Annotated in this window: 19 protein-coding genes; 8 read left to right on the top strand and 11 right to left on the bottom strand. The window is 52.9% G+C overall.

What is annotated here, in order from left to right:
• Positions 1-132: 132 nt before the first annotated feature.
• Complete coding sequence (gene hcaR, locus ACJHW7_RS04205; protein WP_000423257.1) at positions 133-1,023, bottom strand: DNA-binding transcriptional regulator HcaR; 891 nt, start codon at positions 1,021-1,023, stop codon at positions 133-135.
• A 135-nt stretch (positions 1,024-1,158) separates the two neighbouring features.
• Between hcaR and hcaE the strand changes: the two genes are divergently transcribed.
• The 6 genes from hcaE (at position 1,159) to ACJHW7_RS04175 (ending at position 5,895) form a co-directional block, all read left to right on the top strand.
• Complete coding sequence (gene hcaE / locus ACJHW7_RS04200) at positions 1,159-2,520, top strand: 3-phenylpropionate/cinnamic acid dioxygenase subunit alpha (protein WP_000211172.1); 1,362 nt, start codon at positions 1,159-1,161, stop codon at positions 2,518-2,520.
• Complete coding sequence (hcaF, locus tag ACJHW7_RS04195; RefSeq protein ID WP_001276072.1) at positions 2,517-3,035, top strand: 3-phenylpropionate/cinnamic acid dioxygenase subunit beta; 519 nt, start codon at positions 2,517-2,519, stop codon at positions 3,033-3,035. The genes hcaE and hcaF overlap by 4 nt, the downstream gene beginning before the upstream one ends.
• Positions 3,035-3,355 (top strand): bifunctional 3-phenylpropionate/cinnamic acid dioxygenase ferredoxin subunit, encoded by a 321-nt coding sequence (locus ACJHW7_RS04190; RefSeq protein ID WP_021557085.1) that lies wholly within the window; start codon positions 3,035-3,037, stop codon positions 3,353-3,355. The genes hcaF and ACJHW7_RS04190 overlap by 1 nt, the downstream gene beginning before the upstream one ends.
• A complete protein-coding gene (gene hcaB / locus ACJHW7_RS04185) occupies positions 3,352-4,164 on the top strand; it encodes a 3-phenylpropionate-dihydrodiol/cinnamic acid-dihydrodiol dehydrogenase (RefSeq protein ID WP_001281377.1) in 813 nt (270 codons plus the stop codon). Before ACJHW7_RS04190 ends, hcaB begins: the two co-directional genes overlap by 4 nt.
• 9 nt (positions 4,165-4,173) lie before the next feature.
• A complete protein-coding gene (gene hcaD / locus ACJHW7_RS04180) occupies positions 4,174-5,376 on the top strand; it encodes a phenylpropionate dioxygenase ferredoxin reductase subunit (RefSeq protein ID WP_021557086.1) in 1,203 nt (400 codons plus the stop codon).
• Between the two features lie 96 nt (positions 5,377-5,472).
• On the top strand, positions 5,473-5,895 hold the full coding sequence (locus ACJHW7_RS04175) for a DoxX family protein (RefSeq protein ID WP_021557087.1): 423 nt from the start codon (positions 5,473-5,475) through the stop codon (positions 5,893-5,895).
• Between the two features lie 53 nt (positions 5,896-5,948).
• Here the strand turns inward: ACJHW7_RS04175 and ACJHW7_RS04170 are convergent, their stop codons facing one another.
• From ACJHW7_RS04170 to ACJHW7_RS04145, 6 genes are all read right to left on the bottom strand, one after another.
• Entirely contained in the window at positions 5,949-6,815 is an 867-nt protein-coding gene (locus ACJHW7_RS04170; protein WP_072847840.1) for an aldose 1-epimerase, read from the bottom strand.
• 11 nt (positions 6,816-6,826) lie between these two features.
• Positions 6,827-7,921, bottom strand: coding sequence for a zinc-dependent alcohol dehydrogenase family protein (locus ACJHW7_RS04165; RefSeq protein WP_072769041.1), 1,095 nt, complete (start codon positions 7,919-7,921; stop codon positions 6,827-6,829).
• A gap of 32 nt (positions 7,922-7,953) precedes the next feature.
• Positions 7,954-8,952: an ABC transporter permease gene (locus tag ACJHW7_RS04160; RefSeq protein WP_001276664.1), complete on the bottom strand. Its 999-nt coding sequence runs from the start codon at positions 8,950-8,952 to the stop codon at positions 7,954-7,956.
• Between the two features lie 23 nt (positions 8,953-8,975).
• The gene (locus ACJHW7_RS04155) at positions 8,976-10,487 is read right to left on the bottom strand and encodes a sugar ABC transporter ATP-binding protein (protein WP_000493446.1); all 1,512 of its coding nucleotides are present in this window, start codon (positions 10,485-10,487) and stop codon (positions 8,976-8,978) included.
• A gap of 22 nt (positions 10,488-10,509) precedes the next feature.
• On the bottom strand, positions 10,510-11,493 hold the full coding sequence (locus ACJHW7_RS04150; protein ID WP_001124889.1) for a substrate-binding domain-containing protein: 984 nt from the start codon (positions 11,491-11,493) through the stop codon (positions 10,510-10,512).
• A gap of 96 nt (positions 11,494-11,589) precedes the next feature.
• On the bottom strand, positions 11,590-14,871 hold the full coding sequence (locus ACJHW7_RS04145) for a DUF5107 domain-containing protein (protein WP_040234883.1): 3,282 nt from the start codon (positions 14,869-14,871) through the stop codon (positions 11,590-11,592).
• A gap of 117 nt (positions 14,872-14,988) precedes the next feature.
• Here ACJHW7_RS04145 and ACJHW7_RS04140 point away from each other — a divergent pair, with 117 nt between their 5' ends.
• A complete protein-coding gene (locus ACJHW7_RS04140; RefSeq protein ID WP_072847839.1) occupies positions 14,989-16,182 on the top strand; it encodes an ROK family protein in 1,194 nt (397 codons plus the stop codon).
• A gap of 197 nt (positions 16,183-16,379) precedes the next feature.
• Here the strand turns inward: ACJHW7_RS04140 and glyA are convergent, their stop codons facing one another.
• Positions 16,380-17,633, bottom strand: coding sequence for a serine hydroxymethyltransferase (gene glyA, locus ACJHW7_RS04135; protein ID WP_000919159.1), 1,254 nt, complete (start codon positions 17,631-17,633; stop codon positions 16,380-16,382).
• Positions 17,634-17,960: 327 nt separating this feature from the next.
• Here glyA and hmpA point away from each other — a divergent pair, with 327 nt between their 5' ends.
• On the top strand, positions 17,961-19,151 hold the full coding sequence (hmpA, locus tag ACJHW7_RS04130; RefSeq protein ID WP_021557090.1) for an NO-inducible flavohemoprotein: 1,191 nt from the start codon (positions 17,961-17,963) through the stop codon (positions 19,149-19,151).
• A gap of 44 nt (positions 19,152-19,195) precedes the next feature.
• Here the strand turns inward: hmpA and glnB are convergent, their stop codons facing one another.
• The 3 genes from glnB to qseG are packed head-to-tail and all read right to left on the bottom strand — an operon-like array spanning position 19,196 to position 21,632.
• Positions 19,196-19,534, bottom strand: coding sequence for a nitrogen regulatory protein P-II (gene glnB / locus ACJHW7_RS04125; RefSeq protein WP_000717694.1), 339 nt, complete (start codon positions 19,532-19,534; stop codon positions 19,196-19,198).
• Positions 19,535-19,594: 60 nt separating this feature from the next.
• Positions 19,595-20,929: a two-component system response regulator GlrR gene (gene glrR / locus ACJHW7_RS04120; protein WP_001307948.1), complete on the bottom strand. Its 1,335-nt coding sequence runs from the start codon at positions 20,927-20,929 to the stop codon at positions 19,595-19,597.
• Positions 20,919-21,632 carry a two-component system QseEF-associated lipoprotein QseG gene (gene qseG / locus ACJHW7_RS04115; protein WP_021557091.1) on the bottom strand — a complete coding sequence of 238 codons (714 nt, stop codon included), beginning with the start codon at positions 21,630-21,632 and terminating at the stop codon, positions 20,919-20,921. Before qseG ends, glrR begins: the two co-directional genes overlap by 11 nt.
• Positions 21,633-21,691 lie beyond the last annotated feature (59 nt).

Here is a 21,691-nt window from a genome sequence, read left to right as displayed (position 1 = left end):
CTGGAGTTAATCGAATGTTGGTGCAAGTTGAAAAATAAGAATATTCGAGCCTGCTTCCCGATGTCCGTAACGCCAGTTCACAAGCACTCAAAAACTGCGATCCGTGACGCATGTTGCAAAGATAATGCGTAATTATGCCGTTACGCTTGCCAAACGTTCCTGCACAATGGCGATGAAATCGCGTAATGCCGGCTTCATCTCCCCTTTCTTCCACGCCATCAGTAAAGCAATGGAAGGCACATTTCCGGCAATGGGACGAAAAACAACCTGCCCGGTATTAAAATTATTCATATAACCGGGTATCAAAGTGACGCCCAGCCCCATGCCCACCAGATTCATGGTCACCAGAATATTCGTTGCCACCTGGACGATATTTGGCTGGCTGTTTTCTTGTGCAAACCACGCTTTAACGATCGGCGCAAGCGAACCGGAATACGCCGGATCGGTACTGACGAAATTCACGCCATCCAGTTGCGCGGCGGTGATCTCTTTTTCATGTGCTAAAGGGTGATCAACCGGTAACACCACCACTAATGGTTCGTCAAAAAGCTCCAGATAATCAATCTCCGGGCTATAAACAGGATGGCGCATTAAGCCGACGTCGAGTTCACCACGGCGAATTTTTTCCTCCTGTTGCGTGGTGATTAAACTCACCAGCTCAATCAAGGTGTCTGGCTGTCTGAGACGAAACATCGGTAATACTTTTGGCAGTAAATTCACTTCCGCCGATGGCACAAAGCCAATGGTTAATTGTCTGTCTTCCTGAACAATTTTCCGCGCCCGTAATTTGGCATTTTCCGCTTGTTCGAGGATTGCCAGCGCGTCCTGGAGAAAACATTCTCCCGCCGCCGTCAACGCGACTTTACGCTTATCCCTCACCAGTAACGGAACACCGACACAGTTTTCAAGATCGCGGATCTGGCTGCTTAACGAAGGCTGTGAGGTATGCAGTTTTTCCGCCGCACGGGTAAAGTTCAGTGCCTGCGCCACTGCGACGAAATAGCGTAAATGCCGTAGTTCCATCACCTTCCCCTTGTTATCGAAAAAACGTCTCAGCTGGTAGAAATTAACTATTTCACATATTAGCAACCAACCAGCAACATCTTTATGGCACAAAAATAGAAGGTCAATACATCTTATCTTTCAGGATTAAAAAATATGACCACACCCTCAGATTTGAACATTTACCAACTGATTGACACCCAAAACGGTCGGGTCACTCCGCGTATTTATACCGACCCGGACATTTACCAACTGGAGCTTGAGCGTATTTTCGGTCGTTGCTGGCTATTTCTCGCCCACGAAAGCCAGATCCCAAAACCCGGTGATTTCTTTAACACCTACATGGGAGAAGATGCAGTTGTCGTGGTGCGCCAGAAAGACGGCAGCATCAAGGCGTTTCTCAACCAATGCCGCCACCGGGCCATGCGTGTGAGTTATGCAGATTGCGGCAACACTCGCGCCTTTACCTGCCCGTATCACGGCTGGTCTTATGGCATTAACGGCGAGTTGATCGATGTACCGCTGGAACCTCGCGCCTACCCACAAGGGTTGTGTAAATCCCACTGGGGGCTAAACGAAGTTCCTTGTGTGGAGAGTTATAAAGGGCTGATTTTTGGCAACTGGGATACCAGCGCACCGGGCCTGCGTGATTACCTGGGTGACATTGCCTGGTATCTGGATGGCATGCTGGATCGTCGCGAAGGCGGCACCGAAATTGTCGGCGGCGTACAAAAGTGGGTGATCAACTGCAACTGGAAATTCCCGGCAGAGCAGTTCGCCAGTGACCAGTATCATGCTCTGTTCAGCCATGCTTCTGCCGTTCAGGTATTAGGGGCGAAAGATGATGGCAGCGATAAGCGCCTCGGTGATGGACAAACCGCCCGCCCGGTGTGGGAAACCGCCAAAGATGCGCTGCAATTTGGTCAGGACGGTCACGGTAGCGGTTTCTTCTTTACTGAAAAACCGGATGCTAATGTCTGGGTCGATGGCGCAGTTTCAAGCTATTACCGCGAAACCTATGCCGAAGCAGAACAACGTTTAGGTGAAGTTCGCGCCCTGCGCCTGGCGGGTCATAACAATATTTTCCCCACGCTTTCATGGCTCAACGGCACTGCCACGCTCCGCGTCTGGCATCCGCGCGGCCCTGATCAAGTTGAAGTGTGGGCGTTCTGTATTACTGACAAAGCCGCCTCCGATGAAGTTAAAGCCGCTTTTGAAAACAGCGCCACTCGTGCTTTTGGTCCTGCTGGTTTTCTCGAGCAGGATGACTCGGAGAACTGGTGTGAAATCCAGAAATTGCTTAAAGGCCACCGCGCCCGCAACAGCAAACTGTGTCTGGAAATGGGGCTTGGTCAGGAAAAGCGCCGCGACGACGGCATTCCTGGCATTACTAACTATATCTTTTCAGAAACTGCCGCTCGTGGAATGTACCAACGCTGGGCCGATCTTCTGAGTAGCGAAAGCTGGCAGGAAGTGCTCGATAAAACCGCCGCTTACCAGCAGGAGGTGATGAAATGAGTGCGCAAGTTTCACTAGAGTTACATCACCGCATTAGCCAGTTTCTCTTTCACGAAGCCAGCTTACTGGACGACTGGAAATTTCGTGACTGGCTGGCGCAGCTCGACGAAGAGATTCGTTACACCATGCGCACCACGGTTAACGCGCAAACGCGCGACCGCCGCAAAGGCGTCCAGCCGCCGACGACCTGGATTTTTAATGACACTAAAGACCAGCTGGAGCGGCGAATCGCCCGTCTGGAAACGGGCATGGCCTGGGCAGAAGAGCCACCGTCACGCACCCGTCACTTAATCAGCAACTGCCAGATAAGCGAAACCGACATCCCAAACGTATTTGCCGTGCGGGTAAATTATTTGCTTTATCGGGCACAAAAAGAGCGCGATGAAACGTTCTATGTCGGGACTCGTTTTGACAAAGTTCGCCGTCTGGAAGATGACAACTGGCGCTTGCTGGAACGGGATATCGTCCTGGATCAAGCGGTAATCACTTCCCATAACCTGAGTGTACTGTTCTGATGAATCGAATTTATGCGTGTCCCGTTGCGGATGTGCCGGAGGGTGAGGCTCTCCGGATCGATACCTCGCCCGTCATCGCCCTGTTCAACGTTGGCGGCGAGTTTTATGCCATTAACGATCGTTGCAGCCATGGTAATGCGTCGATGTCAGAAGGGTATCCGGAAGATGACGCCACGGTGGAGTGCCCGCTACACGCCGCCAGTTTTTGCCTGAAAACGGGGAAAGCGTTATGCCTGCCCGCCACCGATCCGCTCACCACTTATCCAGTACACGTTGAAGGTGGTGACATTTTCATCGACTTACCGGAGGCGCAGCCATGAGCGATCTACATAACGAGTCCATCTTTATTACCGGCGGCGGATCGGGATTAGGCCTGGCGCTGGTCGAGCGATTTATCGAAGAAGGCGCGCAGGTTGCCACGCTGGAACTGTCGGCGGCGAAAGTCGCCAGTCTGCGTCAGCGATTTGGTGAACATATTCTGGCGGTGGAAGGCAACGTGACCTGTTATGCCGATTATCAACGCGCGGTCGATCAGATCCTGACTCGTTCCGGCAAGCTGGATTGTTTTATCGGCAATGCGGGCATCTGGGATCACAATGCCTCACTGGTTAATACTCCCGCAGAGACGCTCGAAACCGGCTTCCACGAGCTGTTTAACGTCAACGTACTCGGTTACCTGCTGGGCGCAAAAGCCTGCGCTCCGGCGTTAATCGCCAGTGAAGGCAGCATGATTTTCACACTGTCAAATGCCGCCTGGTATCCCGGCGGCGGTGGCCCGCTGTACACCGCCAGTAAACATGCCGCAACCGGGCTTATTCGCCAACTGGCTTATGAACTGGCTCCGAAAGTGCGGGTGAATGGCGTCGGCCCGTGTGGTATGGCCAGCGACCTGCGCGGCCCACAGGCGCTCGGGCAAAGTGAAACCTCGATAATGCAGTCTCTGACGCCGGAGAAAATTGCCGCCATTTTACCGCTGCAATTTTTCCCGCAACCGGCGGATTTTACGGGTCCGTATGTGATGTTGGCATCGCGGCGCAATAATCGTGCATTAAGCGGTGTGATGATCAACGCTGATGCGGGTTTAGCGATTCGCGGCATTCGCCACGTAGCGGCTGGGCTGGATCTTTAAGGAAGTACGATGAAAGAAAAAACGATCATTATTGTCGGTGGCGGGCAAGCGGCGGCAATGGCTGCGGCCTCGCTACGCCAGCAAGGGTTCACCGGTGAGCTGCATCTGTTTTCCGATGAGCAACATCTTCCTTATGAACGCCCCCCGCTCTCGAAATTCATGTTGCTGGAAGATTCCCCACAGTTGCAGTCTGTGTTACCCGCTCACTGGTGGCAGGAAAACAATGTTCATCTGCATTCCGGTGTAACCATCAAAACATTGGGCCGCGACACACGAGAGTTAGTGTTAGCCAACGGCGAAAGCTGGCACTGGGATCAGCTTTTTATAGCAACCGGCGCGGCAGCTCGACCGCTGCCGTTGCTTGATGCACTGGGAGAACGCTGCTTTACCCTGCGCCATGCCGGTGATGCCGCCAGACTGCGAGAAGTTCTGCAGCCCGAACGGTCAGTCGTGATTGTCGGTGCCGGAACTATTGGTCTGGAACTGGCTGCCAGCGCCACGCAGCGCAGATGTAAGGTGACAGTGATTGAACTGGCGGCAACCGTCATGGGCCGTAATGCACCACCGCCCGTGCAACGCTATCTTTTACAGCGCCATCAACAGGCTGGTGTGCGCATTCTGCTCAATAATGCCATTGAACATGTGGTCGATGGTGAAAAAGTAGAACTGACGCTGCAAAGTGGCGAGACGCTTCAGGCCGATGTGGTGATTTACGGTATTGGTATCAGCGCCAACGACCAACTGGCTCGCGAGGCCAACCTTGATACTACCAATGGCATTGTCATTGATGAGGCTTGCCGCACCTGCGATCCCGCGATCTTTGCCGGTGGCGATGTGGCAATCACCCGTCTTGATAATGGCGCACTACACCGCTGCGAAAGTTGGGAAAACGCCAATAACCAGGCGCAAATTGCCGCTGCCGCAATGTTAGGGCTACCGCTTCCGCTACTGTCGCCGCCGTGGTTCTGGAGCGATCAGTACAGTGATAACTTACAGTTTATGGGCGATATGCGTGGCGATGACTGGCTTTGTCGTGGCAACCCGGAAACTCAGAAGGCGATTTGGTTTAATCTGCAAAACGGCGTGCTTATCGGTGCGGTAACGCTGAATCAGGGACGTGAGATTCGCTCAATCCGCAAATGGATCCAGAGCGGCAAAACGTTTGATGCGAAACAGCTGACAGATGAGAACATCGCGCTTAAATCACTGTAACCAGGATAATTAGCGAATATCTCAACGCCTGGGGCGTGGCGAGGTACCAGAGTGTGTATTACGTTTAAATCACATTATCTTGCAAAGGGATTGGTTATGAACTCACTACGTTATTTTGATTTTGGTGCTGCCCGCCCCGTTTTGTTATTAATTGCCCGTATCGCCGTGGTCCTAATTTTCATTATTTTTGGTTTTCCCAAAATGATGGGCTTTGACGGTACGGTCCAATATATGGCCTCGCTGGGCGCACCGATGCCGATGCTGGCAGCGATTATTGCGGTAGTTATGGAAGTGCCCGCCGCGATATTAATCGTGCTTGGCTTTTTCACCCGTCCGCTGGCGGTACTGTTTATTTTCTACACGCTGGGTACGGCGGTGATTGGTCACCATTACTGGGATATGACCGGCGATGCCGTCGGGCCAAATATGATTAATTTCTGGAAGAATGTCAGTATCGCTGGCGCGTTCTTGCTATTGGCAATTACCGGGCCGGGGGCAATTTCTCTCGATCGCCATTAGGAAAGATGCCGGATGCGGCGTGAACGCCTTATCCGGCATTTTATAAATTACAGTCACTCTACCCGCAACGACATCTCTGAGGTTGTTGATTCCCCCGGCGCAAGCGCAATGAGGTCCCCCCCTTCCGGGCGATGATGGTCATCCGGCGCATGGCTCATCGGCTCCAGACAGAAGAAATCAAACGCATATCCTTTATCAAACGCCGGGTCGGAAACAAAGATGAAATAACACGGTGCAGGTGGCGTCGTTTCTATGATGATGGCATAACCCTCCTGCGGCTGCTCGATGCGGGCCTGACCATTCCATCCGGCAAAACCATTGTTCACCCACTGGCGCGGCAACGGCGCGAGCTGGTTAAAATCCAATTCTTGCGGTAGCTGCTCGCAAAACTCACCCGCCAGCCACTGCTCCCGCTCCAGCCAGTAACCGCTCGCCTGTGCCTGAATCCGCGTTTGCGGCGACAACGGAAAATAAGGATGCCAGCCGGTACCAAATGGCAGCGTCTCTGCCCCTTGATTGGTGACAGAGAGCGTCACCGTCAGCGTATCCGCCGTTAAATGAAACGCCTGACTTACCCGATAGTGATAGACACCGCTGCGATGTTCATACACCAGACACAAACTATCATCGCTGTGCGAGACACATTGCCACTCGCCCAGCCAGCCATCGCCGTGTAGATAGTGCGCATCCCACTCAACATTCGGTTGCAGTTGATACTCACGCCCCTGCCAGACAAAACGGTTGCCGCTCACCCGGTTTGCAAATGGCACCAGCGGAAAACAAGAGGCATCGGTTGCCACACCGCTTTTTTTACCAGGACGTAAGAGCGGCGTCGTATCGCGCCAGAAGCCTTCGATTACGCCGCCCTGGTCAGAAACGCCCAGCTTTAGCGACCCGTGGGATAAGGTATAGATGGTCATCCGCTAACTCCTTAATCCGGGAAGTTAATCACAACTTTCCCGCATTTGCCGCTCGCCATCAGCGCATAGGCATCACCTGCCTGTTCCAGCGAGAAGCGATGGGTAATGGCGTTACGCGGCCACAGCTTCCAGTCAGTCAAATCGTGGGCGCATTTTTCCATATGGAACAGACTGGTCACCCAGGAGCCAATAATCCGCCGTTGATGGTGCATCAGATCGGCGCTGACCTCGAATTCCACTTTTCCGGTTTCACCAATGTAAACCACCCGCCCCCAGTCAGCAGTGGATTGCAGTGCCAGCAAGCGACCTGCGGCATTACCGGAACAATCGAGCGCAACATCCGCGCCACCGTGGGTAAGTTCAGCAATTATCTGCGGCAGACCTTCGGTGGTCGCTAAATAACTGTGATCCATCACCCCTAACTGTTTTGCCATCGCCAGACGTTCCGGCAGCATATCAACGCCGATGATCCGTTTTGCACCGCGACCTTTCGCCAGCATCATCGCCATCATGCCGACCGGCCCCAGACCGACCACCAGCACGTTATCGCTGCCGGAAACTTCGCCGCGCAAAATCCCTTCATAGGCCGTGCCAACGCCGCAACTGATAAACGCACCATCTTCGTAGCTCAGCGCATCCGGCAGGAGGATCAGATCTTTTTCTTCCGCCAGCAGATATTCGGCATGACCGCCGTCACGCTGCCAGCCGTAAGCCGCTTTTCCTTTGCCAGTACAAGAGATAGGAAAGCCGCGGCGGCAGTTCGGGCAAAAACCACAGCCAGAAATGTGATACACCAGCACGCGATCACCCTCTTTAAAATGGCGACAGCCTTGCCCCATCGCCACAATTTGCCCGCACGGCTCATGACCGTTGATAAAGCCCTGGTATAACGGTTTATCGGGCGCCGCCGCCGTGGCGCGGTGTTGATGGTAGATATAGTGGACATCGCTTCCGCAAATCCCGGAGGATTTCATTTTGATCAGTACCTGGTTAATCCCCGGCGTCGGCACCGCAACTTCCCGCAGATCGACGGTCGAATTTCCTGGTAAATAAGCTGCCAGCATCGTTTTCATAAATCCCTCATTAACAATACGATTAATTTTCATCCCTGCCGCACCCGCGCCAGGGGCGTTAAGGTTTAGCGTTTCGCTTTACTGCTACGCTGGGTCAGCAAGATATTCGCCAGCACCGCCACCACGATGATGACGCCGCGCACCACCTGCTGGAAAAAGGAGTTAATCCCGAGCAGCACCAGACCGTTACCGATTAGCGTAATCACCAGCACACCAAGCAATGTACCGAACAGGGAACCGCGACCGCCGGAAAGTGCCGTACCGCCGACCACGACCGCGGCGATGACGTCAAACTCCAGACCGTTTGCCGCACCTGCGTTACCAGAACCGAGGCGCGCCGCCAACAAAATGCCGGTCACCGCCGCTAATAATCCCGAAAGGGTAAAGATAAGAATGCGCACCCGACGAACGTTGATGCCGCACAACTGCGCCGCCGTAGCATTACCACCAACGGCAAAAACCGAGCGCCCGAAGGCGGTTTTGCGGCTGATGAACACAAACAGCGCAAACAACACCATCATGATCAGCGCGGATACTGGCACACCTAGAAATTGTCCGCCCAGCCAGTCCAGCACCTCGTTTTCGTCAATCGGCACTGGCAGGGCGTTGGTCATAAACAAGCCCATTCCGCGCAGGGCGCTCCACAGCCCCAGCGTGGCCACGAAACTTGGCACGTTAAACACGCCACGCAGCACCCCGGCGAGCGTTCCCATCAGCGCGCCTAACAGCAACACCAGCAGACAAGCAATCGCCAACGGAACTTCAAATTGCAGCAAAAATGCCAGGCACACCGAGACAAAAGCCACCATCGGCCCAACGCTGACATCAATTTCACCGGAGATAATAATCAGCGTCATCGCCCAGGCGGCAATCCCAATGGTGGCGGCATCGCGCAGCACGTTCATCTGGTTATTCAATGAGATAAAGCCAGGCGCGTTCAGGGAGAAGACCAGATAAAGAATGGCAATCACCACCAGCAAACCGATCTCATTAATATGGCGACTGACAAATTGTTTGAGCGAGACGCTCTTGCCCTGCGGCAATGGTAATGACGAAGCAGACATCTTAGGTTCCTCGGTAAAATTCATCAGTGCACAGACAGAATGGCGGACATCAGCTCATCCACATTGACCGGAGCGTGAAACTCCTGCGAGAACGTACCGTGCTGTAACAACAGAATGCGGTCGCACACCAGCGGTAACTCCTCCACTTCACTGGAGATAAACACCACGCTTTTTCCTTCGGCAGCCAGCTCACGGACAATACGGTAAATCTGCTGTTTGGCTTCGATATCGACGCCGCGCGTTGGCTCGTCGAGCAACAAAATCTGGCTGGCGGCATAGACCCAACGACCGATCACCACTTTTTGCTGATTGCCGCCAGAAAGCGTGCCGATGGGTGTTTCGCTACTGGCGGCCTTGACCGTCATCCGCTGCATCACCTCTTCGGTCAGGCGGCGGATGGTGGACCATTGCAGCACACCGTTGGCGCTGATTTTTTGCCGATTGGTCAGCACTGTATTTTCGTCAACGCCCAGCCAGGGAATGATCCCCGCTTCTTTGCGGTTTTCTGGCGTGTAGCCAATGCCGCGTTTCAGCATGTCGCCGTAATCGGGGCGCATGATTTTCTCGCCGTTGATAACAATTTCGCCCTGTTCATACGTCTCCAGCCCAACAATCGCCTTCAGCAATTCACTGCGCCCTGCCCCCAGCAGACCAGCAATGCCGAGCACTTCGCCACGACGTAGCGTAAAACTGATATCCTCCAGCTTGGGCTTATGGCGTAACGCACGGACTTCCAGCACGGCCTGATCCACAATTTCCTGAGGTGCAACCGGCGCAATATCAACGTGATCGCGCCCTAGCATTAGCGACACAATATGATGCGTGGAAGTGTTTTCGAGCATCACATCGCCAGCCACCTGCCCGTCGCGCATAACGGTGGCACAGGAGGCAATGCGGCGAATTTCTTCCATCCGGTGGCTGACATAAATCACCGCCACGCCCAGTGCCGACATCTTTTTCACCGCGCTGATCACCAGTTCAACTTCCGCACTCGCAAGCGAACTGGTAGGTTCATCAAGAATGACCACGCGCGGCTCGCCCTTCATCACCCGCGCAATTTCCACCAGCTGCTTATGCGCCGGGCTTAGTGTTGAAACAAGTTGTTCAGGACTAACGTCAACGCCCAGCGCCTGTAAGCAACGTTGGGCATCCTGCGCCATTTGCAGGTAATCAATCATGCCGTTGTGGCGGGGCCACTGACCGAGGCAGAGGTTTTCCGCTACCGTCAGCCCTTCCACCAGACTTAACTCCTGATAAACCGCGCGTACCCCCAGTTCAGCGGCACGGCGAGTCAACGTAGCTTCGTCACCTTCCAGTCGCGTCTCGCCAATCCAGATATCACCGCTATCCGGGCGTTCGCTGCCGGTAAGCATTCGAATGAGGGTCGATTTTCCCGCACCGTTTTTGCCTAACAGCGCGCGAACTTCACCTTTATTGAGCGTGAAGTTAACGTTATCCAACGCAACGACGCCGGGATAACGCTTATTTCCTGCCACCACTTTTGCTACCGGGACTGCCTCTGTTGCCGTGAACATAGGGACCTCTGCGAATCAGCGATTAGGGCAGACCATCAACGTGCGTTGCCAGCCACTGTTTACCGTCTTCCGTTTTGGTATAGAGATCGATAGGCACCTGAATCACTTTTTCACCGTCGGCTTGTTTATTGATAACCTTCAATGTTTGCGCGAAAACAGCATTGCCCATTTTCTTACCGGAAATATCCACTACCGCTTTCAGCACCTGGTTGTTTTCCAGCTCCTGAGCAATTTCAGTGGTCATATCCGAACCGAAAACGGCAATTTTTCCTGCCTGATTTTGATTACGTACCGCTTTTACCGCGCCGAGTGTCGCACCGCCCGATTCTCCCATAATGGCGTTGAGATCCGGCGTGGAGATAATTAGTTTTTCACCAACGGAAATCGCTTTATCTAAAACAGTCCCTTCCTGATTAGCGACAATTTGCGCGCCGGGAACGCGGGCTTTTAATACTTCTTCAAACCCTTTACGTCGTTGCACACAAACTTCAAAGGCTTCGCAATTGATGACGGCAATTTTCGGCTGGTCAATTTTGTTGGCAATAAAATAATCGGCGGCAGCGTTACCCAGTTTTTTACCAAATTCCAGCGGGTCACCCACCAGATATGCCGAGACATATTTATCGACACCCTTTTGATTAATACAGGTGTTGTAGCAAATCACCGGAATACCCGCTTCACTGGCGCGACGAACGGTACGGCTACTGCCATTTTCAGACACTGCCGATAAAATAATAGCATCGACATTACGCGCCACGAGGGTATCAACAAAGGTACTTTCTTTCGAAATATCACCCTGGGCGTTAGTTTCAATTAACTGTACCTGTACTGAAGAATCTTTTGCCGCATCCTGAACGCCCTGACGCACTCCAGCGTAATATCCCTGAGTATCAAGGTATATTGCGCCAATGGTCATTTCTTTATCCGCAGCCCTGGCAAATAAAGCGCTACCTAATAGCGTAGCCATTAATAATAGATTACGGGTTGTTCTCATTTTTTTAGGCATAGAGCCTCCTGTAGGGTTTTTATTAACAACGGCTTATTCTAATTATTTTGTGATGAGCGGCAGCGCGTGCCGCTCAAATATTACAGTTAATAGGGTTTAGTGAACGTAGTTAAAAATAAAAGGCATCACAGTGGTGAATAATGCCGCTTTCGGCCAGGCCGGATTAATCGCCGTCAATTCAGCGCGAGCAGACTCATATTGCGCAACCTCCCCGAGTCCCGCGGACGCCAGCATCGCCACCATCAGGCATTTTTCTTTATGCTGCTGTTGTAAATCGCCATACAGCGACAACAAGTCAGGTTGCGAGACGGCAAAGAAATCCGCTTCGATACTGGTTTTCGCCATCTCTTGCGCCCACTGTTTCATTTCACTAAACAGTTGCTGTGCGATTTGTTGTTCGCCCAGCAGTCGCAGCGCCATTCCTTGCCAGAAGAGATAATCAACCGGCTGATCGTTGTAATAACTGTGAATGTTAATGGTGCGATCGCCAGTCGCCGCCAGACGTAAACAACGCGTCGCTTCAGTTTCATCGCCCTGCGCGTTGGCGCATATCGCCTGCCAGAACCAGATGTCGTTATCAGTTTGCCCCGTTAAACGGCCTTCGCTTAAATTCTCCGGATAATGCAGCGCGGCATGAAGCAGTTCGCTGGCCTGCTGCGGCTGTCTGGCATCAAGATGCTGCCAGGCGCGTAATAACTGGTTGAGGATAAACTGACTGGTGACCTTCCCTTCCCCGCCTTCCCACGGGTGGAATTTGCGCGTGGCGAGAATGTCCGCCGCTTTGTCTGCCTGCCCCGTGAGATGCCACAAATTGAGCAGTTCTGCGGTCATGTCGTCGCGTTTCAGCGCAATTTCCAGATTATTTTCCAGACGCGCCAGTCGTTTCTCCGGTGTGGCTCCACTTAACTTATCAAGCAAATCCCGTTCGAAAAGCAGACGTGCATCCTGCGGCGCAAGCTGATAAGCATTATCAAGATAACGCGCGGCCAGCTCATAATCGTGTTGCTTATTCCACGCATGGATCGCTAACCCGCGCCAGCCGTCGGCAAACTCCGGCGACATCTCTACGCAACGTTGCCATAAGGCAATGGCTTTGTTGTAGCTACGTTTGTTGTAGTAGAAGCAGGCCAGTAAATGGCGAGCAAACCAGCACTCTTCAATACTCTCCAGCGCCGCCACTTCTTCCAGCGTATTCGGGAAACGGACAAACTGCGGGAAGAGATCAATGGCTTTTGCGACCAGTTCGTCACGTTCGGCTTTCGGCAGCAAGCTGGCTTGCAGGTAAAGCGGCAGCGTGCGCTGGCAGTCCAGTGCGTTCAGCATCTCTGCCGCCAGGGTGGGCATTCCCCAGTTAATCAGTTGCCCGGCGGTCATCAGGGCGTTAACGTCGCGTCCCTGACACAGACCGCGCCACTGCGCGAGAGCTGATTCGCTACGACCATCGAACCAGTTCAGCCACCACAGAGTGGCGTTCAGCGGATAATCGCGCAGCAGTTTCTCGCGCTGCAAACGCGCGTTGTCCTGACGACCACTTAACACCAGCAGCAGATTATGCAGGCAAAGCACTTCCTGATTGGTTGGGCAGGCGCGAAGACTTTGTTGGCAAAAATCCAGACCCGCGTCGAAGTTACCATTACGCGCCGCCAGTCGTGCCAGACCATAATAGCCTCCGGCTTTACTGTTGCCGCTCCAGACCGCACGCCAGAAATCCTCTTCGGCTTGTTGATATTGTCCCTGACGTTCGTAAGCACTGGCGCGAATCAAACTCGCCTGTCCGCACTGCGGATTTTTGTTCAGCGCATGTGCGCGTTTCAGCGCCTGAGTGGCATACGCCACCGCTTGCGGGAAATCTGCGCGGTTATACTCCAGCATCGCCAGCGCCAGATTACAGCGGTAATCCAGCGGATCCAGCGCCACGCCGCGCAGGTAGTAATCGAACGGTGAACGGCTAGCGTGATGATATTGCTCCAGATGCTGACCGATAAACCAGGCTTCATCTGTACTGGTAATGTCTTGTGCTGCCAGTGGCGCTTTGGCGACGTCCGGCAACGGCAACTCTTGCGGCTGATGTTCCTGATAACTCAGTACAATATTGCCGTCGGCATCGGAGAGCTCAATGGTCAGCCTTTCAGGATTGATACCGTGCAACACGCCCTGGATGGCGGTCGCAGGCATCAGTGCCACGGCATCATCAAGTAACGCGTTGCATTTGCCGATTTCGCGGATCGCCAGGCGGTATCCGTTCAACGGAGAGATGGCATACAGCCCCCACTCAATCCCCCGCTCACTACGCTGGAGTTTTATCACCGCATCGCGGGAGGCATTTTGCACCATGCCCAAAGAATGATAAGGCAGGAAATACTGCTCAAAACGCTTCTCTTCGTAAGCATCAAGCCAGGTAAAATCGGGCTGGTTATCGGCAAAAATACCGGTCATCAGTTCGATATACGGGCCGTTATTATCAGTTAGGCTCTTATCCCACGCCTGGCCAAATTCACTGTGTCCCCAGCTCCACTGCTTTTTACCTGGCGCAATATGGTGGTTGGCAACGTGTAGCAAACCGCCATCTTCATCGTGACACCACGCGCCAACAAAATCGTACTGTGATTTTTCAGCCATATATGAGGTTGGAACAGGCACATTTTTATAGCGAGAAATGTCCACTCCAGCGGAGTAGTCCACTTTGTAGTAAGTGCCGGTGGCGATAGGGAAAGCGGAGACGGCCCGTTTGCCGTGATCAAACACCGCCGTTACATCCGGCGGGAAGACGCTCTGATGCCCTTCCCCCCCTTTCACTGCCGGGTTGGCCCACCACAAGAAATGACGCGGTGTGGCGTTGCCGTTATAGACGCGGCTGGCGATTTCCAGCGCCGCCCGGTCAGGGCGCAGGGTGAAACCTGTCATCACCTGTAAACCATGCATCGGCTCCGTTTCGCCTACCCACACCGTCTGTGCGCCGTCTTCATGGGCTTCGAGGGTGAAATCAATGGGCATAAAGGTGGTCGGGCGATGGTGTTGCGGCCAGTTAAACTCAATCCCACCGGAGATCCACGGTCCCAGCAGCCCCACCAGCGCAGGTTTAATGACTTCATTGTGATAGACAAAATCGCGCTGTTTCACTTTATCCCATGCGCGATGCACCCGACCGCCCAATTCCGGCAGGATCATCACTTTGATGTAGTCGTTTTCCAGCCACACCGCCTGCCAGGATTTCAGGGTTTTCTGCTCGCTCAGCGTATCGGTCACGCCGTAGGGATAAACCGCGCCGGACGATCCCTGATAAACGCGATTTTCGAGGAACATGGGATGTATATCCTGCGGCCCGGTTTCATAGGTCGGGATCTCAACGCGCTCTTGCCACACTTTTACTGGAGTCATGGTGCCCTCAATATTAACAAGACATACTGAATTAAAAGATTTGTGGCAGTGTATTGAACAATCTGGCAATGTTTTCGCGGAATAATCACGCAATTAACTAAACAAGGTTTAGTGAAGATGAGAGCCTGCATTAACAATCAACAGATTCGCCACCATAACAAATGCGTGATTCTGGAACTGCTGTACCGGCAAAAGCGCGCCAATAAATCAACGCTGGCCCGGCTGGCGCAAATTTCGATTCCGGCAGTCAGTAATATTTTGCAGGAACTGGAAAGCGAAAAACGGGTGGTGAATATCGACGATGAAAGCCAGACGCGCGGGCATAGTAGCGGTACATGGCTGATTGCGTCGGAGGGTGACTGGACGCTGTGTCTGAACGTGACGCCCACCAGTATTGAGTGTCAGGTTGCTAATGCTTGTTTAAGTCCGAAAGGTGAATTTGAGTATTTACAGATTGATGCACCGACGCCGCAGGCGCTGCTGTCCGAAATCGAAAAATGCTGGCATCGCCACCGTAAATTGTGGCCGGACCGCACCATCAATCTGGCGCTGGCAATCCACGGTCAGGTTGATCCTGTGACCGGAGTGTCGCAAACCATGCCGCAAGCGCCCTGGACAACGCCGGTTGAGGTGAAGTATCTGCTGGAAGAGAAGCTCGGCATTCGGGTGATGGTCGATAATGACTGCGTGATGCTGGCGCTGGCGGAAAAATGGCAAAATAATTCGCAGGAACGGGATTTCTGCGTGATCAACGTTGATTACGGCATTGGCTCGTCGTTCGTGATTAACGAGCAAATTTATCGCGGCAGTTTGTATGGTAGCGGACAGATTGGTCACACCATCGTTAATCCGGATGGCGTCGTCTGCGACTGTGGACGTTACGGCTGCCTGGAAACCGTCGCCTCGTTAAGCGCATTAAAAAAACAGGCGCGGGTATGGCTAAAATCACAACCGGTTAATACTCAGCTTGATCCTGAAAAACTGACTACAGCGCAGTTAATCGCTGCCTGGCAAAGTGGAGAACCGTGGATCACCAGCTGGGTTGATCGCTCTGCCAATGCCATTGGTTTGAGTCTGTATAACTTCCTCAACATCCTCAATATTAATCAGATTTGGTTGTACGGTCGCAGTTGTGCCTTTGGTGAGCACTGGCTTAATACCATTATTCGCCAGACAGGATTTAACCCGTTCGACCGCGACGAAGGACCGAGCGTGAAAGCGACGCAAATTGGCTTCGGGCAATTAAGCCGCGCACAACAGGTGCTGGGGATTGGCTATTTGTATGTTGAGGCGCAGTTACGACAGATTTGATGGCGCGATAACGTAGAAAGGCTTCCCGAAGGAAGCCTTGATGATCATAAACGAAAAATTGCCTGATGCGCTACGCTTATCAGGCCTACACGGAGATTGCAATATATTGAATTTGCAAGATTTTGTAGGCCTGAGAAGGTGTTCATGCCGCATCCAACATGAACAACGAGCACATTGTCAGCAAATCACCGTTTCGCTTATGCGTAAACCGGGTAACGTGCGCAGATGTCGAGAACTTTACCTTTGATGCGCTCGATAACGGCTTCATCATTGATGCTGTCCAGCACGTCACACATCCAGCCAGCCAGTTCTTTCGCTTCTGCTTCTTTGAAGCCGCGACGCGTAATTGCCGGAGTACCCACGCGAATACCGGAGGTCACAAACGGGCTCTTCGGATCGTTCGGTACGCTGTTTTTGTTGACGGTGATGTTAGCACGGCCCAGAGCGGCGTCTGCTTCTTTACCGGTCAGGTTTTTATCGACCAGATCAACCAGGAACAGATGGTTATCAGTACCGCCGGAAACCACTTTGTAGCCGCGTTCCAGGAACACTTCTACCATCGCTTTAGCGTTTTTAGCGACCTGCTGCTGGTAAGTTTTGAACTCAGGCTCCATCGCTTCTTTCAGAGCAACCGCTTTACCGGCGATTACGTGCATCAACGGACCGCCCTGACCACCAGGGAAAACGGCAGAGTTCAGTTTTTTGTACAGCTCTTCGCTACCACCTTTCGCCAGGATCAGACCGCCGCGCGGACCCGCCAGGGTTTTGTGAGTGGTGGTAGTAACAACGTGAGCATGAGGAACCGGGTTCGGGTAGACGCCAGCAGCAACCAAGCCCGCAACGTGCGCCATATCAACGAACAGGTAAGCACCGATGCTGTCAGCGATTTCACGCATTTTCGCCCAGTCCACCACGCCGGAATATGCAGAGAAGCCACCGATAATCATTTTCGGTTTGTGTTCTTTGGCTTGTTTTTCCAGATCGGCGTAGTCGATATGACCGGTAGCATCAATACCGTAAGGAACGATGTTGTACAGTTTACCGGAGAAGTTAACCGGAGAACCGTGAGTCAGGTGACCGCCATGCGCCAGGTTCATACCCAGAACGGTATCACCTGGTTCCAGCAGCGCGGTGTAGACCGCAAAGTTAGCCTGGGAGCCGGAGTGCGGCTGGACGTTAGCGTAGTCAGCGCCGAACAGTTCTTTCGCACGATCGATCGCCAGTTGTTCAACGATATCAACATACTCGCAACCGCCGTAGTAGCGTTTACCCGGATAACCTTCAGCATATTTGTTGGTCAGCTGAGAACCCTGCGCCTGCATTACGCGCGGGCTGGTGTAGTTTTCGGAGGCGATCAGTTCGATGTGCTCTTCCTGACGTACTTTTTCCTGCTCCATAGCCTGCCACAGTTCGGCATCATAATCGGCAATGTTCATTTCACGCTTTAACATCCGCATCTCCTGACTCAGCTAACAATAAAATTTTTGGCCTTTATAGGCGGTCCTGTTGGACAACGGCGAACAGTATAACCGAATCATTGTGCGATAACAGGTCTTGACAAAGGAATTTACGCAAACGATTACCTTCAGGCTACGCAAGGCTTTGGAGAATAAAGAGCTTGCAACCGGAAACGGATTTCTTTTCAGGTTTGTGATGCAAATTTTTCACTTCATCACATTCTTTCTGAAAAACACCAAAGAACCATTTACATTGCAGGGCTATTTTTTATAAGATGCATTTGAGATACATCAATTAAGATGCAAAAAAAGGAAGACCATATGCTTGACGCTCAAACCATCGCTACAGTAAAAGCCACCATCCCTTTACTGGTGGAAACGGGGCCAAAGTTAACCGCCCATTTCTACGACCGTATGTTTACTCATAACCCAGAACTCAAAGAAATTTTTAACATGAGTAACCAGCGTAATGGCGATCAACGTGAAGCCCTGTTTAACGCTATTGCCGCCTACGCCAGTAATATTGAAAACCTGCCTGCGCTGCTGCCAGCGGTAGAAAAAATCGCGCAGAAGCACACCAGTTTCCAGATCAAACCGGAACAGTACAACATCGTCGGTGAACACCTGTTGGCAACGCTGGACGAAATGTTCAGCCCGGGGCAGGAAGTGCTGGACGCGTGGGGTAAAGCCTATGGTGTACTGGCTAATGTATTTATCAATCGCGAGGCGGAAATCTATAACGAAAACGCCAGCAAAGCCGGTGGTTGGGAAGGTACTCGCGATTTCCGCATTGTGGCTAAAACACCGCGCAGCGCGCTTATCACCAGCTTCGAACTGAAGCCGGTCGACGGTGGCGCAGTGGCAGAATACCGTCCGGGACAATATCTCGGCGTCTGGCTGAAGCCGGAAGGTTTCCCGCATCAGGAAATTCGTCAGTACTCTTTGACTCGCAAACCGGATGGCAAAGGCTATCGTATTGCGGTGAAACGCGAAGAGGGTGGGCAGGTATCCAACTGGTTGCACAATCACGCCAATGTTGGCGATGTCGTGAAACTGGTCGCTCCGGCAGGTGATTTCTTTATGGCTGTCGCAGATGACACACCAGTGACGTTAATCTCTGCCGGTGTTGGTCAAACGCCAATGCTGGCAATGCTCGACACGCTGGCAAAAGCAGGCCACACAGCACAAGTGAACTGGTTCCATGCGGCAGAAAATGGCGATGTTCACGCCTTTGCCGATGAAGTTAAGGAACTGGGGCAGTCACTGCCGCGCTTTACCGCGCACACCTGGTATCGTCAGCCGAGCGAAGCCGATCGCGCTAAAGGTCAGTTTGATAGCGAAGGTCTGATGGATTTGAGCAAACTGGAAGGTGCGTTCAGCGATCCGACAATGCAGTTCTATCTCTGCGGCCCGGTTGGCTTCATGCAGTTTGCCGCGAAACAGTTAGTGGATCTGGGCGTGAAGCAGGAAAACATTCATTACGAATGCTTTGGCCCGCATAAGGTGCTGTGATTTGATGTTGCCGGATGGAAACATCCGGCAACCCTTGACGCGGTTTAAATTGCCGCGTCGTCCTCTTCACCGGTACGGATGCGAATGACCCGTGCCACGTCAAAGACGAAGATTTTACCGTCACCGATTTTGCCGGTTTGCGCCGTGCGAATAATGGTATCGACACAGGTATCGACAATGTCGTCCGGTACGACAATCTCAATTTTCACTTTCGGCAGAAAATCCACCATATACTCCGCGCCGCGGTACAGCTCGGTATGGCCTTTCTGGCGGCCAAAACCTTTCACCTCAGTGACCGTCATGCCGGTAATGCCGACTTCAGCCAGTGCTTCGCGGACATCGTCCAGCTTGAAGGGTTTAATAATCGCATCAATCTTTTTCATGCTATTCCTTGAAAAGGTCGCCTGTCTTTTGATCTGCTAAACGTAACACATAACGCCAATTCATTCCTTGAAATCGTTTGCATCCAGCTCGTGTCGGGAAAGCAGTTTATAAAATTCTGTCCGGTTGCGCCCCGCCATTCTCGCCGCGTGGGTGACGTTGCCTTTGGTAATTTGCAGCAGCTTACGCAAATAGTTGAGTTCAAACTGATTACGTGCCTCAACAAAGGTTGGCAGCGCCGTGTTTTCGCCCTCCAGCGCCTGCTCTACTAATGCATCACTAATCACCGGAGATGAGGTCAGCGCCACGCACTGTTCAATCACGTTGACCAACTGGCGCACATTACCCGGCCAGCTCGCGGTCATCAGGCGTTTCATCGCATCGGTAGAGAACGCGCGGACAAACGGTTTATGTCGCTCTGCCGCCTGGCGCAACAGGTGATTTGCCAGTAGCGGAATGTCTTCTGTGCGTTCCGCCAGTGCCGGAATTTTCAGGCTGACAACGTTGAGGCGGTAATAGAGATCTTCACGGAATTCCCCGCGCGCCATCGCTTTTGGCAGGTCACGGTGAGTGGCAGAAATAATCCGCACGTCGATATCAATATCGCGGTTACTGCCCAGCGGGCGCACTTTACGCTCCTGCAACACGCGCAGCAGTTTGACCTGCAACGGTGCGGGCATATCGCCAATCTCATCGAGAAACAGCGTACCGCCTTCCGCTGCCTGGAATAAACCTTCGCGATTGCTGACAGCGCCAGTAAACGCGCCACGCGCATGACCAAACAGCTCCGACTCCAGCAATTGCTCGGGCAATGCACCACAGTTAATAGCAATAAATGGTTTGCTGTTGCGCGGGCTGGCGTTATGGATAGCCTGAGCAAAAATCTCTTTCCCGGTGCCGCTCTGGCCATTAATCAAAACGCTGACGTCTGATTGCGCCACCAGCCGCGCCTGTTCCAGCAAACGCAGCATCAGCGGGCTGCGGGTGACAATCGCCTCGCGCCAGCGTTCGTCGGTGGCTGGCGCGGATTGCTCCAGCGCATCGTCAATTGCCTGATATAGCGCATCTTTATCGACAGGCTTGGTGAGGAAACTGAACACGCCCTTCTGTGTTGCAGCAACGGCATCGGGAATAGAACCATGCGCGGTAAGAATAATTACTGGCATTCCCGGCTGCACTTTCTGGATTTCAGCAAACAGCTGCATACCGTCCATTTCATCCATCCGCAGGTCGCTGATGACTAAATCTACTTTTTCGCGATTCAGTACCCGTAATCCTTCAGCGCCACTTTCCGCCGTGACCACACTGTAGCCTTCGCTGGTCAGGCGCAGGCCAAGCAGTTTCAGCAATCCCGGATCGTCATCGACCAATAATAAATGCGCAGGTTTATGGCTCATCAGGAGTGACCTCATGGGTGGATGGCGCGGGCTTTTCACCCTCGTGCGGCGTATCCGGCGAGAAATTTCCAGCCGGTTTGCGAGTTGAGAGCTGGCGTTCAATATCGGTCAGGTTTTCCAGCTTGCGGGTGGTGAGTTCCAGCTGCTGTTGTAGAACGTGATGTTGCTGGCGCAAAGTATCCAGCTCGCTGTCGCTGGACTGCTGGAGTTTACTGTAGCGTTGGCGCTCTTCCGCCAGTTGCAGTTGCAGCGCCTGACCGTCGCGCCAGAGTTGATACAGTGGGCGAACCTGTGCCGGGATCTCGGTACTTAACGCTTCAATACGCGCGACCAGCTGGCGGCGCTCATACGGCGTAATTTTGGCGTCGGCGAGCAAAATCCCTTGTTTAAAGGTATTTTGCCAGCTGCCGTCGTCATATTGGCGGGCTTGCTGACGCGACTGTGCAGGCATTAAACGATCAGCACAATCCATCGCCCGCAGCCAGTAAAGCGGATTGGTTTCAGTTGATTTACCTTGCAGCGCCCAGATGTCGCTACATTCAGTAGAAAGATAGTCAGCCAGTTGATAAACCGGAATTTTTTCTTCTGCTGGCGTATCAATGGCTGGCTTATTGTGACTCTGCACGCAACCCAGCAATGCCAGACATGGCAGCCCTGCCAGCCACAGCCGTCGGGGCAATAATCGTTGAAAAATGTGTCGCATATTCACCAGACTTAAAGCCTATCCCAGTGGGCGTAATTGTTGCAGACAGTCTGGACATG

Origin of the sequence: Escherichia sp. WS1152 (assembly GCF_046487665.1) — a bacterium.
GTDB lineage: Bacteria > Pseudomonadota > Gammaproteobacteria > Enterobacterales > Enterobacteriaceae > Escherichia > Escherichia coli.
Note: the sequence above shows the minus strand (reverse complement) of the source record. Positions and strands in the feature narration are given on the sequence as shown.

Bases quoted from the DNA above. Each gene is read 5' to 3' on its own strand.
- hcaR (WP_000423257.1), bottom strand. From the start codon at position 1,023: ATGGAACTACGGCATTTACGCTATTTCGTCGCAGTGGCGCAGGCACTG.
- hcaE (WP_000211172.1), top strand. From the start codon at position 1,159: ATGACCACACCCTCAGATTTGAACATTTACCAACTGATTGACACCCAA.
- hcaF (WP_001276072.1), top strand. From the start codon at position 2,517: ATGAGTGCGCAAGTTTCACTAGAGTTACATCACCGCATTAGCCAGTTT.
- ACJHW7_RS04190 (WP_021557085.1), top strand. From the start codon at position 3,035: ATGAATCGAATTTATGCGTGTCCCGTTGCGGATGTGCCGGAGGGTGAG.
- hcaB (WP_001281377.1), top strand. From the start codon at position 3,352: ATGAGCGATCTACATAACGAGTCCATCTTTATTACCGGCGGCGGATCG.
- hcaD (WP_021557086.1), top strand. From the start codon at position 4,174: ATGAAAGAAAAAACGATCATTATTGTCGGTGGCGGGCAAGCGGCGGCA.
- ACJHW7_RS04175 (WP_021557087.1), top strand. From the start codon at position 5,473: ATGAACTCACTACGTTATTTTGATTTTGGTGCTGCCCGCCCCGTTTTG.
- ACJHW7_RS04170 (WP_072847840.1), bottom strand. From the start codon at position 6,815: ATGACCATCTATACCTTATCCCACGGGTCGCTAAAGCTGGGCGTTTCT.
- ACJHW7_RS04165 (WP_072769041.1), bottom strand. From the start codon at position 7,921: ATGAAAATTAATCGTATTGTTAATGAGGGATTTATGAAAACGATGCTG.
- ACJHW7_RS04160 (WP_001276664.1), bottom strand. From the start codon at position 8,952: ATGTCTGCTTCGTCATTACCATTGCCGCAGGGCAAGAGCGTCTCGCTC.
- ACJHW7_RS04155 (WP_000493446.1), bottom strand. From the start codon at position 10,487: ATGTTCACGGCAACAGAGGCAGTCCCGGTAGCAAAAGTGGTGGCAGGA.
- ACJHW7_RS04150 (WP_001124889.1), bottom strand. From the start codon at position 11,493: ATGCCTAAAAAAATGAGAACAACCCGTAATCTATTATTAATGGCTACG.
- ACJHW7_RS04145 (WP_040234883.1), bottom strand. From the start codon at position 14,871: ATGACTCCAGTAAAAGTGTGGCAAGAGCGCGTTGAGATCCCGACCTAT.
- ACJHW7_RS04140 (WP_072847839.1), top strand. From the start codon at position 14,989: ATGAGAGCCTGCATTAACAATCAACAGATTCGCCACCATAACAAATGC.
- glyA (WP_000919159.1), bottom strand. From the start codon at position 17,633: ATGTTAAAGCGTGAAATGAACATTGCCGATTATGATGCCGAACTGTGG.
- hmpA (WP_021557090.1), top strand. From the start codon at position 17,961: ATGCTTGACGCTCAAACCATCGCTACAGTAAAAGCCACCATCCCTTTA.
- glnB (WP_000717694.1), bottom strand. From the start codon at position 19,534: ATGAAAAAGATTGATGCGATTATTAAACCCTTCAAGCTGGACGATGTC.
- glrR (WP_001307948.1), bottom strand. From the start codon at position 20,929: ATGAGCCATAAACCTGCGCATTTATTATTGGTCGATGACGATCCGGGA.
- qseG (WP_021557091.1), bottom strand. From the start codon at position 21,632: ATGCGACACATTTTTCAACGATTATTGCCCCGACGGCTGTGGCTGGCA.